The 13,835-nt window shown below is 62.4% G+C and carries 15 protein-coding genes; 7 read left to right on the forward strand and 8 right to left on the reverse strand.

What is annotated here, in order from left to right; all coding sequences use genetic code 11:
• Positions 1-52: 52 nt before the first annotated feature.
• Positions 53-1,525 (forward strand): AMP nucleosidase, encoded by a 1,473-nt coding sequence (gene amn, locus NL123_RS03900; protein ID WP_172963337.1) that lies wholly within the window; start codon positions 53-55, stop codon positions 1,523-1,525.
• Between the two features lie 71 nt (positions 1,526-1,596).
• On the forward strand, positions 1,597-2,232 hold the full coding sequence (locus tag NL123_RS03905; protein ID WP_494357247.1) for a pseudouridine synthase: 636 nt from the start codon (positions 1,597-1,599) through the stop codon (positions 2,230-2,232).
• Here NL123_RS03905 and NL123_RS03910 read toward each other — a convergent pair.
• Positions 2,227-2,436 carry a DUF2788 domain-containing protein gene (locus NL123_RS03910; protein ID WP_025999909.1) on the reverse strand — a complete coding sequence of 70 codons (210 nt, stop codon included), beginning with the start codon at positions 2,434-2,436 and terminating at the stop codon, positions 2,227-2,229. The genes NL123_RS03905 and NL123_RS03910 overlap by 6 nt on opposite strands.
• A gap of 198 nt (positions 2,437-2,634) precedes the next feature.
• Positions 2,635-3,114: an Lrp/AsnC family transcriptional regulator gene (locus tag NL123_RS03915; RefSeq protein WP_003194418.1), complete on the reverse strand. Its 480-nt coding sequence runs from the start codon at positions 3,112-3,114 to the stop codon at positions 2,635-2,637.
• A gap of 397 nt (positions 3,115-3,511) precedes the next feature.
• Between NL123_RS03915 and NL123_RS03920 the strand changes: the two genes are divergently transcribed.
• Positions 3,512-4,540 (forward strand): DUF6515 family protein, encoded by a 1,029-nt coding sequence (locus NL123_RS03920; protein ID WP_494357248.1) that lies wholly within the window; start codon positions 3,512-3,514, stop codon positions 4,538-4,540.
• On the opposite strand, the gene NL123_RS03925 is transcribed toward NL123_RS03920, so the two are convergent.
• Both NL123_RS03925 and pmcY read right to left on the reverse strand, forming a co-directional pair.
• A complete protein-coding gene (locus NL123_RS03925; RefSeq protein ID WP_093125738.1) occupies positions 4,537-5,430 on the reverse strand; it encodes a cation diffusion facilitator family transporter in 894 nt (297 codons plus the stop codon). The genes NL123_RS03920 and NL123_RS03925 overlap by 4 nt on opposite strands.
• Positions 5,431-5,439: 9 nt before the next feature.
• Positions 5,440-5,859, reverse strand: a complete 420-nt coding sequence (gene pmcY, locus NL123_RS03930; RefSeq protein ID WP_058427749.1) for a periplasmic Zn2+ metallochaperone PmcY — start codon at positions 5,857-5,859, stop codon at positions 5,440-5,442.
• 110 nt (positions 5,860-5,969) lie between these two features.
• Between pmcY and hrpB the strand changes: the two genes are divergently transcribed.
• Entirely contained in the window at positions 5,970-8,480 is a 2,511-nt protein-coding gene (gene hrpB / locus NL123_RS03935) for an ATP-dependent helicase HrpB (RefSeq protein WP_494357249.1), read from the forward strand.
• A 123-nt stretch (positions 8,481-8,603) separates the two neighbouring features.
• Here the strand turns inward: hrpB and NL123_RS03940 are convergent, their stop codons facing one another.
• Both NL123_RS03940 and NL123_RS03945 read right to left on the reverse strand, forming a co-directional pair.
• Positions 8,604-9,692, reverse strand: coding sequence for an endonuclease/exonuclease/phosphatase family protein (locus tag NL123_RS03940; protein WP_248484779.1), 1,089 nt, complete (start codon positions 9,690-9,692; stop codon positions 8,604-8,606).
• A 40-nt stretch (positions 9,693-9,732) separates the two neighbouring features.
• Positions 9,733-10,392 carry a DUF7847 domain-containing protein gene (locus NL123_RS03945; RefSeq protein ID WP_058427787.1) on the reverse strand — a complete coding sequence of 220 codons (660 nt, stop codon included), beginning with the start codon at positions 10,390-10,392 and terminating at the stop codon, positions 9,733-9,735.
• A gap of 176 nt (positions 10,393-10,568) precedes the next feature.
• Here NL123_RS03945 and NL123_RS03950 point away from each other — a divergent pair, with 176 nt between their 5' ends.
• The 3 genes from NL123_RS03950 (at position 10,569) to NL123_RS03960 (ending at position 12,538) form a co-directional block, all read left to right on the forward strand.
• Positions 10,569-11,306, forward strand: coding sequence for a DUF2076 domain-containing protein (locus NL123_RS03950; RefSeq protein ID WP_068932002.1), 738 nt, complete (start codon positions 10,569-10,571; stop codon positions 11,304-11,306).
• A gap of 118 nt (positions 11,307-11,424) precedes the next feature.
• Positions 11,425-11,901 (forward strand): LabA-like NYN domain-containing protein, encoded by a 477-nt coding sequence (locus tag NL123_RS03955; RefSeq protein ID WP_025858209.1) that lies wholly within the window; start codon positions 11,425-11,427, stop codon positions 11,899-11,901.
• A gap of 25 nt (positions 11,902-11,926) precedes the next feature.
• A complete protein-coding gene (locus NL123_RS03960; protein ID WP_494357250.1) occupies positions 11,927-12,538 on the forward strand; it encodes a 3'-5' exonuclease in 612 nt (203 codons plus the stop codon).
• Between the two features lie 64 nt (positions 12,539-12,602).
• On the opposite strand, the gene NL123_RS03965 is transcribed toward NL123_RS03960, so the two are convergent.
• On the reverse strand, positions 12,603-12,899 hold the full coding sequence (locus NL123_RS03965; RefSeq protein ID WP_494357251.1) for a DUF6124 family protein: 297 nt from the start codon (positions 12,897-12,899) through the stop codon (positions 12,603-12,605).
• A 444-nt stretch (positions 12,900-13,343) separates the two neighbouring features.
• Positions 13,344-13,805: an Lrp/AsnC family transcriptional regulator gene (locus NL123_RS03970; RefSeq protein ID WP_248484773.1), complete on the reverse strand. Its 462-nt coding sequence runs from the start codon at positions 13,803-13,805 to the stop codon at positions 13,344-13,346.
• Positions 13,806-13,835: the final 30 nt, after the last annotated feature.

Below are 13,835 nucleotides of genomic sequence, written 5' to 3' on the forward strand. Positions count from 1 at the left end.
TCGGTGAGGCCGGGATACAGGCAAGATAAAGGCCTGCAAGTCAGAACACAGGATGCTTACCGTGACCGAAGCTTTTGTTGTCGTTCAAACCGCTGAAGAAGCCGTGGACCGGCTGGCGGCCCTGCATGAGCGTGCCACTGGCGCGCTCAATCAAGCCCTCAAGCAATACCTCAAAGACCGCGTCGAGCCCGACGCCGCACAACGTGCGCTGTTTCGCTACCCGGAACTGCGCCTGACTTACCACTGCCACGGCGAAGTCCCACAGACCACCCGGGCGTATGCCAAGGTTCAACTACCAGGAACCTACAGTGTCACCGTCACCCATCCTGCAGCGTTCCGTAAATACCTGCTGGAGCAACTGGTGCCGCTGATGCACGACTTCACCGTGACCGTGGAAGTCGGCGTGAGCCAGCAGAACATCCCGTACCCCTACGTGGTGGAGCAGGGCGATGAACTGGCCGGCTCCGGCGTTACCGCTGCGACCTTGGCTCGCGTATTCCCGAGCACCGACCTGTCGGCCGCCACCGATGGCATCGCCGATGGCTTGTACGACTGGGAAAACACCGACCCGCTGCCCCTGGCGCTGTTCGATGCGGCCCGCGTGGACTTCTCCCTGCGCCGCCTGGTGCACTACACCGGTAGCGACTGGCGCCATGTGCAGCCGTGGATCCTGCTGACCAACTACCACCGGTATGTCGACCAGTTCATCCTGCATGGCCTGGAGCAACTGCGCAGCGACCCGCGCTTTATCCGCATGGTGCTGCCGGGCAACGTGGTGATCGACAAGAGCATGGATCACGGTGAGGCGTCGGCAATTGCCGCCGGTGTGGTGTGGCACCGTTACCAGATGCCGGCCTACCACCTGCAGGCCACCGATGGCCACGGCGTGACCCTGGTAAACATCGGCGTCGGCCCGTCCAACGCCAAGAACATCACCGACCACCTGGCCGTACTGCGTCCACATTGCTGGCTGATGATCGGCCACTGTGGCGGCCTGCGCCAATCCCAGACCATCGGCGACTACGTACTGGCGCACGCCTACATGCGCCGCGACGGTATTCTCGACCGCGTGGTGCCGCCGAACATCCCGATCCCGGCGCTGGCTGAAGTGCAGCTTGCGTTGCAGCAAGCGGCCGCCAACGTTACCGGCGAAAAAGGCGAAGAGCTGAAAAAACGCCTGCGTACCGGCACCGTGTTGACCTACGACGACCGTAACTGGGAACTGCGCTGGGCCCAGGAACGCCCACTGATCAACCTGTCCCGCGCCGTGGCCGTGGATATGGAGAGCGGCACCATCGCCGCGCAAGGCTATCGTTTGCGGGTGCCGTACGGCACCTTGTTGTGTGTATCGGACAAACCGCTGCACAGCGAAATCAAGCTGCCGGGTTCGGCCAACGCGTTCTATGAGCGTGCGGTCAGCCAGCACTTGAAGATCGGCATCGAGGCGGTGGACCTGCTGCGCACCGAACTCAACTCGCTGCACTCGCGCAAACTGCGCAGCTTCGACGAGCCGCCGTTCCGCTAAGCGGTTGGGATGGTCATTTAACGGTCAGGCCACTAGCATTGTCGGTCCTGACCGTTAGATGTTCCTTTGCCATGTCCCGTCCCACCCGTCCCGATTCGCGCCGCCCTGGCGTGAAAACCCCGTATTCCGCTGCGCGGCGTGTCGCCAAGGCGCCTCCGGCCGAGCCGAAGTTGATCCTGTTCAATAAACCGTTCGATGTGCTGACCCAGTTCAGCGACGAAGGCGGGCGCGCGACCCTCAAGGATTTCATCGATATCCCCGGCATCTACCCGGCGGGCCGTTTGGATCGTGACAGCGAAGGCCTGTTGCTGCTGACCAACGATGGCCAATTACAGGCGCGTATCGCCGACCCCAAGCATAAGCTGACGAAAACCTACTGGGTGCAGGTGGAAGGCGAACCCACCGAGGAACAGTTGCAACGCCTGCGCAAAGGCGTCGAACTGAACGACGGCATGACCTTGCCCGCCGAGGCCCGACAGTTGGATGAACCTGAACTGTGGCCGCGCAACCCGCCCGTGCGCTTTCGCAAAAGCGTCCCGACGCACTGGCTGGAACTGATCATTCGTGAGGGGCGCAACCGCCAGGTACGGCGCATGACCGCTGCTGTCGGTTTGCCTACCTTGCGCCTGGTGCGCGTGCGGATTGGCGATTGGTCGATCGACGGCCTGGACCAAGGCCAGTGGAAGGAAGTACCGGCGCGCTTATAAGGCGCCGGACTCGATCAGGCCGATCACCACGCTCTTGATGATGAACGCGGCCACGCCCAGGCCCAGCACGAAGAACAGAATGAACGAGCCAAAGCGCCCGGCCTTGGACTTCTTCGCCAGGTCCCAGACGATAAAGCCCATGAAAATGATCAGGATCGTGACCAGGCCGGTCATCATCCATTCTTCGAAGAGGGCGGGGTCGATGTTGTTCATGGTGTTTTTCCGACAGGAGCAGGCGGGAAGTATAAGGCAGTGTTACAGACGCAACATTGACCTGAGTCGAAGCGCAATCCAAATGTGGGAGGGGGCTTGCCCCCGATGACGCAGGGTCAGTCATATATAGGCTGACTGACACTCAGCCATCGGGGGCAAGCCCCCTCCCACAGTTGATTTATATTGATCTCAGGTTCGCAGGTGCGTCAGTGGCAGTTCGGTGCTGTTCAATACCTGATTGAGCACAAAGCTCGACCGCACACTGGTCACACCTTCGATGCGGGTCAAATGCCCCAGCAGCAGTTTCTGATAGTGATCCATGTCCGGCACCACCACCTTCAGCTGATAGTCCGCATCCATACCTGTCACCAAACTGCACTCCAGCACCTGGGGCAGGGTGCGGATCGCCGCCTCGAAGTTCTCGAAACGCTCCGGGGTGTGGCGGTCCATGCCGATCAGCACGTAGGCGGTCAGGCTCAGGCCGAGCATCTTGCGGTCGAGCAGGGCGACCTGGCGGGCGATGTAGCCGTCGTCCTCCAACTGCTTGACCCGGCGCGAGCACGGCGAAGGCGACAAGCCGATGCGTTCGGCCAACTCCTGATTGGAGATCCTCGCATCACGTTGCAATTCCGCCAAAATACTCAGGTCGTATCGGTCAAGCTTGCTCATTGGGTTGGCCTTTGTCGTAACTATTGCGGTGAATTATCTATGAAGGGTTAAAAATTGCGCAAGCACTGTTTATTGACGCAATCTTCGCAATCATCTGTCGGGCGCCTACGGGTATCGTTATCAACAGAATCACCGCCTGGACAACAGTCCACAGCAGCCCGCCCAATCAGGCCCGCTGCGGCCGCCACCCCAGCAGGGTTGAGCCGGCCTCCAGGCTGCACACTGTCCACAAGACGGCGTGAGGTGAGCCAACGCCAAAAGCGTTGAGCCAGGACGAAGTTCTCAAGGGGTGGCCGACGGGTCACCCCTTTTCTTTTGCCTGCTGATAACCTGTCCGCGAACCGGGCCTGGCTTTTCCAGTCTCATGGACAGGCCCTAATCCGCAGTGAGGAATAGCATGAAGCGCATCTGGCGTATGGCAGGTGTAGGTTTGCTGATGGTCACCGTTGGCGTCCAGGCATTGGCCGACGAACGTGACAACGGGCCGCGTGGTGAAGGCGGCGGCCAGCATGAAAGAGGGCCGGAGGGCGGGCGACCTGGGGGTGGGAATGAGCCGCCGCGCCCGCAGAACAATCAGCCTCGGCCGGAAAACAATCAACCACGCCCGCAGAATCAGCATTTTGATCGTGGTGGCCAAAACGGTGGTGGCCAATGGCAAGGGCGCCCCCAAGGTAACGAGCAGGGGCGACCGCAGCCTCAACCGCAGCCGTCGAACAACCTGCCGATCCAGAGTCGCCCCGACACCGTGCGCCAGACCCAAGAACCGCGTCAGGGCTACTACCGCGACATCCCGCGCCGTAATGACGGCAACCCACACTGGGAAGCCGGCGGCCCAGGCTCGCGCCTCGGCGACAACCGCTGGCCAGGTCGCCCCGATGGGCATGGCAATGGCTGGGGCCCAGGCCCGCAACATCGCCCAGGCTATGTAATCGACCGCTTCCCCGACCGCAACTACCGCGTGCCTTACCGAGGCCAGGATTACTTCTACTCCGGCGGCTATTGGTATCGCCCGCAAGGCCCGCGTTATGTAGTGGTGACGCCACCCTACGGCATCCGCGTGCATTACCTGCCGGACTACGCGCGCGAAGTGTGGGTGGGCAGCACGCTGTTCTTCCTCGCGGCCGGTGCGTATTACACCTACGAAAGCAGCTCCCAACAGTACGTGGTGGTGCAACCACCGACGCAGGTGCCCGCGCCGCCGCCCGCGCCGCAAGGCAATGGCTATGACGTGGTGGCGTATCCCGCCAACGGGCAGTCGCCGGCCCAGGTGCAGCAGGACGGTTATGACTGCTATCGCTGGGCGGTGCAGCAAAGCGGCTTCGACCCGCAGCAAGTCACCTACGCGCCTGACCCGGCGGTGGTGCAAACCTACCGCCAGGCCCAGGGCAACTGCCTGAGCAGTCGCGGCTATCAGGTGCAGTACTAGGGCTTATTGCCCGTGACCACTTCCCGTGGGTCGGCGTGCACCAGCACTTCGGCACGCGGGTAGGCTTTGTGAATGGCGTCGGCGGCCTGGTCGCTGATGCCGTGGGCCACTGACAGCGTCAATTCCCCCGGCAGCTCCAGGTGCAGTTGCACAAACCAGTGGCTGCCGGAAATGCGCGTGCGCAAATCATGCGCGCCCAACACGCCCGGCACGCCACGGGCCAGTTCCAGCATGTGCTGGCTGACCTCCGGCGGCAGCTCCTCGTCCATCAGTACTGCAAAACTTTCCCGGGCGATCTGGATCGCGCTCCACAAGATATAAGCGGCAATGCCCAGGCCGAACCAGGCGTCCACCTGATGGTAGCCAAACCCTGCCAGCACCAGCGCCACCAGGATGCTGCCGTTGAGCAGCAGGTCCGAGCGATAGTGCAGTGAGTCGGCGCGCACGGCGTTGGAGCCGGTTTCGCGGATCACCCGGTGTTGCAGCATCAACAAGGCCACGGTCAGGACCAGGGAAAACACAATCACGCCAATGCTCAGCCACGGTGCGCCGACCGGCTCCGGGTGTTGCAGGCGCTGGTAGGCCTGGAATGCGATCAGCACCGCGCTGCCGCCGATAAACAGCGCCTGGGCCATGCCGGACAGCGATTCGGCCTTGCCATGCCCATAGCGGTGATCGTCATCGGCTGGGCGCAGGGCGTAGTGCACCGCGAGCAAATTCAACAGCGAGGTTACGCCGTCCAACAGCGAGTCGGTCAACCCGGCGAGCATGCTCACCGAACCGCTGAGCCACCAGGCGATGGCCTTGGTGATAATCAGCGCACAGGCCACGCCCACCGAAGCGCGGGTGGCCAGGCGCAAGAGCCTGGCGTGTTCGGGACTGCTGGTCATGGACGGTCCTTAGGCAGCGGGTTGAAGGCCCAGGGATGCGAGTTGCTGCACGCTGCCCTTGAACTGGATCATGCGCGGGTCGTCCAGCGGCAGGCGGCGGCCGGTTTCCTTCTGGATGATGCTTTGCAGCTTGGCGTTGTCGACCTTACCGTCGGCGCCGATGGCGTCGTGGAGTTTGGCCGGGTCGACCTGGGCGGTCTTGCCCGGTTCGAAATAGATGGCGCCGGTGGCGAAGTCCACACCGAACGCGATCAGGCCGGGGATCACATAGAACAGCAGGCCCACGGCATCGAGCACGGCGATGGTCGGGTCGATCTTGCCATCGATTTGGCCACGGCGGTCCGGGTAGAAGATCGAACCGCAGGCCGTCAGTTGGCTCAGCAGGGTGACGGCAAGGACACCGCCGATGACACGGGAAGCGATACGCATGGAGACTCTCCTGAACACGGTGGATACGCGACTATATAGCAATGGCCTTGAGACCATCGTCGGCACTCGGCAGTTCGCCGTTATACTCGCCGCTCTGCTTTGGAGCCAGTATGAATTCGTTGCCGATTGATGAAGTTTTACCCGCCCTGCGTGACGCCTTGGCGAATCGCCATGAAGCCGTGCTGGAAGCGCCGCCCGGCGCCGGTAAAACCACCCGCGTGCCTTTGGCGTTATTGAGCGAGCCCTGGCTGGCCGGGCAGACCATCCTCATGCTCGAACCTCGCCGCCTGGCCGCCCGTGCGGCGGCCGAACGCCTGGCCAGCGAGTTGGGTGAAAAAGTTGGCGAAACGGTCGGCTATCGCATTCGCCTGGACAGTAAAGTCGGCCCCAACACCCGCATCGAAGTGGTCACCGAAGGCATCCTCACCCGTCGCCTGCAAGACGACCCTGCGCTGGAGGGCGTGGGGCTGTTGATCTTTGACGAATTCCACGAGCGCAGCCTCGACGCCGACCTGGCACTGGCCCTGAGCCTCAACGGCCGCGAGCTGTTTCGCGACGAGCAACCGCTGAAAATTCTGCTGATGTCCGCCACTCTGGAAGGGGAGCGCCTCGCCAGCCTGCTGGACGACGCGCCGATCCTGCGCAGTGAAGGCCGCATGTTCCCGGTGCAGATGCGCTGGGGCCGCCCTTATCAGCCCGGTGAATTCATCGAACCACGCGTGGTGCAAACCATCCTCGAAGCCCTGCACGACGAAACCGGCAGCGTGCTGGTGTTCTTGCCGGGGCAGGCGGAGATTCGCCGGGTCAACCAGCAGTTGGCGGACGCCTTGGGCGAGCGCAGCGATGTGCTGTTGTGCCCGCTGCATGGCGAACTGGACCTCAATGCCCAACGCGCCGCCATCGACCCGGCGCCCGCCGGTAAGCGCAAAGTGGTGCTGGCGACCAATATTGCCGAGACCAGTCTCACCATCAACGGCGTGCGCGTGGTGATCGATGCCGGGCTGGCACGCGTACCGCGTTTCGACCCGGGCAGCGGAATGACCCGCCTCGACACCCAACGCATCTCCCGCGCCAGCGCCACGCAACGTGCCGGCCGGGCAGGGCGCCTGGAGCCGGGCGTGTGTTATCGCCTATGGTCCGAGGACCAGCATGAAGGCCTGGCCGCCTATGGCAGCGCGGAAATCCTCGCCGCCGACCTGGCCGGCCTGGCCCTGCAGCTGGCGCGCTGGGGCGTTACGCCCACCCAACTGGTGTGGCTGGATGTGCCGCCCACCGCCGCGTATGCCCAGGCCCAGGACTTGCTGGTGCGCCTCGGCGCGTTGAATGACGACACACTCACCGCCCACGGCCAGAAAATGGCCGAGTTACCGGCCCACCCGCGTATCGCCCATCTGCTGTTGCGCGGGCAGGACCTGGGGCTGGCGAGCACCGCGTGCGATGTCGCCGCGCTGTTGGGCGAGCGCGACATCCTGCGCGGCGGCGGTGCGGATTTGCACAGTCGCCTGGCGCTGCTGTCCGGTGAAGAACGCGCGCGCGGTACTCAAGGCGGCGTGCAACGGGCCAAACAATTGGCCCGACAATATCGCGGCTACTTGAGAGGCCAGGCCACGCAACCCGTGGCGGATCCCGATCATCCGCGTTGGCTCGGCGCTCTGTTGGCGCTGGCCTACCCGGACCGCGTCGCCCAGCAACGTCGCCCAGGCGGCGCCGAATACCGCCTGGCCAACGGCCGCGCGGCGCTGTTCGCCGAGGCCGACAGCCTGATGAAGCAACCCTGGCTGGTCATCGCCGACCTGGGCAGCCGCCAGGGCCAGCGTGAAGAACGCATTTACCTGGCGGCGGATTTCGATCCGGCGCTGTTCGACACGGTGCTTGCCGAACAAGTGCGCAACGTCGATCAGCTTGACTGGGACGAGCGCGAAGGCGTGCTGCGCGCCGAACGCCAACGCAAAGTCGGTGAACTGGTGCTCAGCCGCGAACCGCTCACCGGCCTCGACGAGTCCGCACGCAGCCAGGCGCTGGTCAACCTGGTGCGTCGCAAAGGTCTGGAGCTGCTGCCGTGGACGCCGGAGCTGCGCCAATGGCAGGCCCGCGTGATGCTGCTGCGTCACCTTGACGCCGGTAAAGCCAGCGAGTGGCCGGATATCAGCGACAAGGCTTTGCTCGCCAATCTTGAAGATTGGCTGATGCCCTACCTGGGCAAAGTCTCGCGCCTGAGCCATTTCGCCAACCTGGATATCTCCAGCTTCCTGCACAACCTGCTGCCGTGGCCGCTGCCCCAGCGCCTCGATGAACTGGCGCCACAGCATGTGAAAGTGCCGTCGGGCTCGTCGGTGCGGCTGGACTACAGCGAACAGCCGCCGATCCTGGCGGTGCGCTTGCAGGAATTGTTCGGGCTGGCCGACACCCCGCGCATTGCTGGTGGGCGCCAGGTGGTGAAACTGCACCTGCTGTCCCCGGCGCGGCGGCCGGTGCAGGTCACGCAGGATCTGGCGAACTTTTGGCGCAGTACCTACGCCGAGGTGAAGAAGGATCTGAAGGGGCGCTACCCCAAGCATTACTGGCCGGATGATCCGTTGGTGGCCGAGGCGACGGCACGGATAAAACCTCGCAAGTCGTAACACCACAGGGTCCAAATGTGGGAGGGGGCTTGCCCCCGATAGCGGTCTGGCAGCGAGAGAGGTATTGGCTGACACACTGCCATCGGGGGCAAGCCCCCTCCCACATGGGTTTTACGGTGTTGGTTATGGCGCGGGGGGTAGCAGGAACCGGGCGATCACCGGCAGGTGGTTGGAGATGCGCAAGGTGTCTTCCTGGCGAACCTTCGCCTCGACCCGCTTGATCCGCGGGCTGTAGAACAGGTAATCCAGCGTGCGATCCGGCCCTTCCACACTGGGGTCGTTGGGGAAGTGGGTCAGCCACTTTTCACGGTCAATCCCGCTGGATTGACTGTTGCTCGGGATCATCGGGTATTTGTCCCACAGCAGGTGCAGCTCGCTGTCTGGCGAATACTGCCCGCGTTTGGTGGCGTCCAGGCGCAGGAACTGGCCCAGGGGCAGCAGGTTGAAATCCCCGCCGATCAGCCAGGGCGTGCCACGGCCTTCGAATTTATCCAGCAGCTTGACCGTGGTTTGTACCTGCTCCAGCACCGCGCTGCGCCCTGGGGCGTCACCGTCCAGGCGCGTGTTGAGCACCGCCAGTTGGCCGCCGTCGCTCAGGGGCAGGTAAGTCAGCAGCAAGGCCGGCTTGGGCTGGAACTGGCGGCTGAGGATGTTGGCCTCGGGTGCCGGCAATTGCAGGCGTTCGGCGTGTTCGATCTGATAGCGGCTGAGTGTCGCGAGCTTTCGGCCGACGCTGCCGAAGATATGCCAATCGGGCACGAAGTCCGCTTTCCAGTCGAAGGCCTGGGCGCTGCATGGGTACAGGTCGACCAGGCGTTCTTGCAGCAGGGCCAGTTGGTCCTGATAGTGGGAAGGCTTGGCGTTTTCGTCGAGCTCCTGCAACAGCAGGATGTCGGGTTGTTCGTCGCGGATCACTCGCGCCACTTCGTCGAGGCTGGCGGCCATGTCTTCCACGGTAGGCCGATCATCCGGGCCGCTGCCATCGACCGTGTCGTACCAGAACACGTAGTTCTTGCCGGCCAGGTATTGCACGTTCCAGGTCATGACCTTGAGCGCCTGCCCCGGCAGCAGCGTGGGCGCACGCGGCGCGACGCAACTCACCGGCAGGGTTTCCTTGGGCTCGGGGCGCCAGGTCAGGCTGTAGACCATGGCTGCAAACAGCCCCGCGATGATCAGCAGGCTCAGCAAGGTGATGCGCAATAAACGGGTCATCGGCTCGGCTTATAGCGTTTCAGAGGTGGCACGGAGCATATCACCGCGCGTCGGCATCGCCACCGATCAGCATGAATAAACGGAACAGCACCACGCTGGTAAACAGCTGCAGGAAACTGTGGGCGCTGTCCAGAAACAGGCCCAGCAGCGGCGCGGGCGTGGGGTAGGCCGCCACACTGGCGCCCTTGAGCAGCCACAGCGGCGTCATCACGCACAGCAGGCACACCAGAATCCGCCAGAAATGCCCACGGCTCAGGCGGAAACTTTCCTTCATCGCCTCCAACGCCGGCATGCCGCGCAGCACCAGCAGGTACTCGGCAAAGGCCAGCACCACCATCAGCCACAGCCCCGGCAGGAAATACAGCGACAGCCCCAGCAGAATCAGCAGTGTGCTCATGGCTGTCAGCAGGGCAAAGCGCGGCCACAGAGTCAGGGCCATGGCCCATACATCCTTGGTGCGCGGCGACTCGCCACGGGTGCGGGCATCCAGAAACAGAATCAACGCCCCGGTGTACAGCGGGTACACCAGCAACCCCACCACCACGCTGTAGCCGGGGAATGCATCCTCGCCTACCACGTGATTCAGCACCTGTTGCAGCAGGGCTTCGAAAATCACCAACGGCAAGCACAACTGGACGATGGCGCCCAGGTTGCGTTGGGTGAAACGGAAGGAGTCGCGCAGCACGTCTAACGGATTCATCAAGTTCATCGCAGGCCTGAAAGCAAGGGCAACACTTTAACCGATCATCACCGGCGGTAAGCAAACGTAAACCTTGAGTAAAGACTATTGAAACAACTCGTAACACCCCCATAACTAGCACGGCGCCTGATCACAGGCGACACCACGATTTCTACCGGCAATCTAACGAGGTCGCCATGAACAGCGAAGAGCAAACCCTGATCGATGGACTGTTTTCACGGTTGCAACAAGCCGAAACGGACTCAGCCCCCCGCGACGCCCAGGCCGAAGCGCGGATCAAGGAGCACATGACGCGCCAACCAGCGGCCGGGTACTACATGACCCAGTCGATCCTGGTGCAGGAACATGCGCTCAAGAGCCTCGACGCGCAGAACAAGCAGCAGGCGCAGCAGATCCAGCAATTGCAGGATGAACTGCAGAGGGCCAAATCCGCGCAGCCTGCTCCGGCGAGCAGCGGCGGTTTCCTGTCGAGCATCTTTGGCGGCGGTGGTTCCCGTGATCAGCAGCCGGCTCAAAGTGCACCGCCTTCTTCTGGTGGCGGCTGGCGCGAACCGGCGCGCCCTGGGTTCAGCCAACCTGCCCCGCAGCAGAATTATCAACAGCCTGCTCCAGCCGCTCCGGTGGGCAGCGGCTTCCTCGGCGGCGCGATGAAAACCGCAGCCGGCGTGGCCGGTGGTGTATTGCTGGCCGAAGGCATCAGCAGCCTGTTCAACCACAATTCGCAACAGCCGCAAGTCGTGGAAGAAATCATTCGTGAGGAGCCAGCGCCTGCCAGTGACAACGGCAACTGGGGCAATGATGACCAGAAGTACGCCGGCAACGACAGCTGGGGCAGCAACAATTCGGACAGCTTCGCTGACAGCGACTATTCCGACGATTCGTCTTCTTTCGGCGACGACGATTCCTTCGTCTGACCCACCTCGGCCCGGGGCGCTGCGTCGCCCCGGTCTGATTTTTCCCGACAACCTCGTCGCGACTGGCATACTTGCAGCCTTTCCGGGCCCTGGCGCCTGGCTGTCATGAGGAAGTGCGGTGAAGAAAATTGCAGTGTTCGCCGATGTACAAAACCTCTACTACACCGTCCGCCAGGCCTATGGTTGCCACTTCAACTACGCCGCGCTGTGGGCTGACATCAGCGCGCGCGGGCAGATCGTCGAGGCGTACGCCTATGCCATCGACCGTGGCGACAGCAAGCAGCAGCAATTCCAGCAGATCCTGCGCAACCTCGGCTTCACGGTAAAACTCAAGCCCTACATCCAGCGCAGCGACGGCTCGGCCAAGGGCGACTGGGACGTGGGCATCACCCTCGACATCATGGACGCCGCCGACCACGTTGACGAAATCGTGCTGGCCTCCGGCGACGGGGACTTCGACATGCTCCTAGACCGGGTTATCCACAAGCATGGTGTTGAAGCCGTGGCCTATGGCGTGCCGGGGCTGACGGCCAATTCGCTGATTCGCGCCGCCAGCCGTTATGTGCCGATCGAAGGCGCTTTGTTGCTTAAATAGATCTTCAGATGGAGTTGGAACAGGTTTGGAACGTATAGCGGTCATCGACTTTGAAACCACCGGCATCACCCCGAGCAGCCACTGCCGCGCCACGGAAATCGCAGTGGTCATCCTCGAGCGTGGCCAGATCGTGGACCGCTACCAGAGCCTGATGAAAACCGGCGTGCACGTACCGAGTTTTATCGAACAACTCACCGGCATCAGCAACGCCATGCTGCGCAGCGCGCCGCCGGCGGAGCGGGTGATGAACGAGGTCAATGAGTTCGTCGGTACTACGCCGCTGATGGCGCATAACGCTGCGTTCGACCAGAAGTTCTGGGATTACGAATTGGGCTTGATCCGCCGCACCCGGTTACAGAAATTTGCCTGCTCGCTGTTGCTGGCGCGTCGCCTGATGCCGTCTGCGCCCAATCACAAGCTCGGCACGTTGAACGCCTTCGCTCAGCTGCCCCACACCGGCCAGGCTCACCGGGCGCTGGCGGATGCGGAGATGGCGGCCAACCTCACGGCGCACCTGGCCGAGGAACTGCGCCGTACCCACGGCTTGCGCGAACTGTCCCACGACCTGCTGTGCACCTTGCAGAAAGTGCCGGCGGCGAAGATCAATGAGCATTTGAAGAAGCATCGCGGGTTCTGAGCCCGCCACGCTCTCCAGAACACTGAAGCTCTGAATGTGAAACTCAACATGTGGGAGGGGGTGTTTAGCGAGGCTGTACACAGGCCAACGCCCGATCCACCACCCCCTTCGCCATCTCCACCAAATGCATCACGGCCCGCTGTTGCGCCTTCATCGCCTCATTCGATGAATGCGCTGTCTCCACCGCGCAATGCAGCAAATCGGCCGCATGGGCGAGGGCGTCTTCGAAACTCAGGTTGTCGTTCAGGGTGAAGGCGGGCGCATCCGGGGCGCAGGCTTTTAGGTAATAGTCGATGGCTCGGCGGTTGAGCAGGGCGTCTTCGCTGAGGAAACGGGGTGGATCGGGGGTTACTTTGACCATGGTGTAACTCCTCTGAATTAAGAAGCCATCACCGTTCGCTTGCACGCGAAAGAGGGTGGCAGCTGTACGCAGGTGTGCAAGACCGGGGCAAAGGAGAACCCGGCAGACCCCGAAGGTCTCCAGCGCACAGCCGCCATAACAGATAAACGTCGGTCATTAAAACCGCACGTTGAGATGTAGGGCGTTTGTGCACCTTTGCGAGCTGGACTTGCACGTCCGATCACCGATTTTTTCGATGACGGGGCGAGACTAGCTACCGGATCCGGCTGACGCAAGGCTCCAGGATTCTCTCGGAAACATCCTTCAAATGAAAGAGATAGGTCTTGCTGGCCATTGAAAACTTGGCTTTTGAAGGCAGGTTTCTGAATGGTCAGTAGGCAGAATCCTATCGCTGCCTAGGACCCTTCTGTTTTTCCGCTTCATTCAGATTGTCGACTTTGCGGTTCAACCACCATTTTTCCCATTCCCCTCCAACTGCCCCAACGGCACCCGCCGCTCTATCGCACTCGACAAAATAATCGAGGTCTTGCTGAACCCGAACTTCGCGATCCGGTTGATCAAATTCTCCAACTCCGGCATCGACCCCACCGCCGCCTGCATGATCACGCACGGGTCGCCGGTCACCCGATGGCATTCTGTCAGCTCTGGAATTTCCGCCAGCGCGTCGTACACCTTCTGACTGCCATGATTGGTCAGCCGCAGTTCAATCACGCACTGGATCGGCAACCCCACCTTGGATAAATCCACCTTGGCCTGATACCCGGTGATCACGCCACAGGCCTCCAGCTTGGCCAAGCGCTCGGCCACGGCAGGGGCGGAGAGGTTTACCGTGCGGGCCAGTTGCGCGTAGGACGCACGGCCGTCTTCGAGCAGTGCGCTGAGGAGCATGCGGTCGTATTTGTCCATGATAAGGCTCCAGTTGTGCGTGGCTTTCGA

The organism is Pseudomonas sp. FBCC-B1565, from assembly GCF_059133265.1.

Coding starts and splice junctions, on each gene's coding strand:
- amn (WP_172963337.1), top strand. CDS start 53: ATGCTTACCGTGACCGAAGCTTTTGTTGTCGTTCAAACCGCTGAAGAA.
- NL123_RS03905 (WP_494357247.1), top strand. CDS start 1,597: ATGTCCCGTCCCACCCGTCCCGATTCGCGCCGCCCTGGCGTGAAAACC.
- NL123_RS03915 (WP_003194418.1), bottom strand. CDS start 3,114: ATGAGCAAGCTTGACCGATACGACCTGAGTATTTTGGCGGAATTGCAA.
- NL123_RS03920 (WP_494357248.1), top strand. CDS start 3,512: ATGAAGCGCATCTGGCGTATGGCAGGTGTAGGTTTGCTGATGGTCACC.
- NL123_RS03925 (WP_093125738.1), bottom strand. CDS start 5,430: ATGACCAGCAGTCCCGAACACGCCAGGCTCTTGCGCCTGGCCACCCGC.
- pmcY (WP_058427749.1), bottom strand. CDS start 5,859: ATGCGTATCGCTTCCCGTGTCATCGGCGGTGTCCTTGCCGTCACCCTG.
- hrpB (WP_494357249.1), top strand. CDS start 5,970: ATGAATTCGTTGCCGATTGATGAAGTTTTACCCGCCCTGCGTGACGCC.
- NL123_RS03940 (WP_248484779.1), bottom strand. CDS start 9,692: ATGACCCGTTTATTGCGCATCACCTTGCTGAGCCTGCTGATCATCGCG.
- NL123_RS03945 (WP_058427787.1), bottom strand. CDS start 10,392: ATGAATCCGTTAGACGTGCTGCGCGACTCCTTCCGTTTCACCCAACGC.
- NL123_RS03950 (WP_068932002.1), top strand. CDS start 10,569: ATGAACAGCGAAGAGCAAACCCTGATCGATGGACTGTTTTCACGGTTG.
- NL123_RS03965 (WP_494357251.1), bottom strand. CDS start 12,899: ATGGTCAAAGTAACCCCCGATCCACCCCGTTTCCTCAGCGAAGACGCC.
- NL123_RS03970 (WP_248484773.1), bottom strand. CDS start 13,805: ATGGACAAATACGACCGCATGCTCCTCAGCGCACTGCTCGAAGACGGC.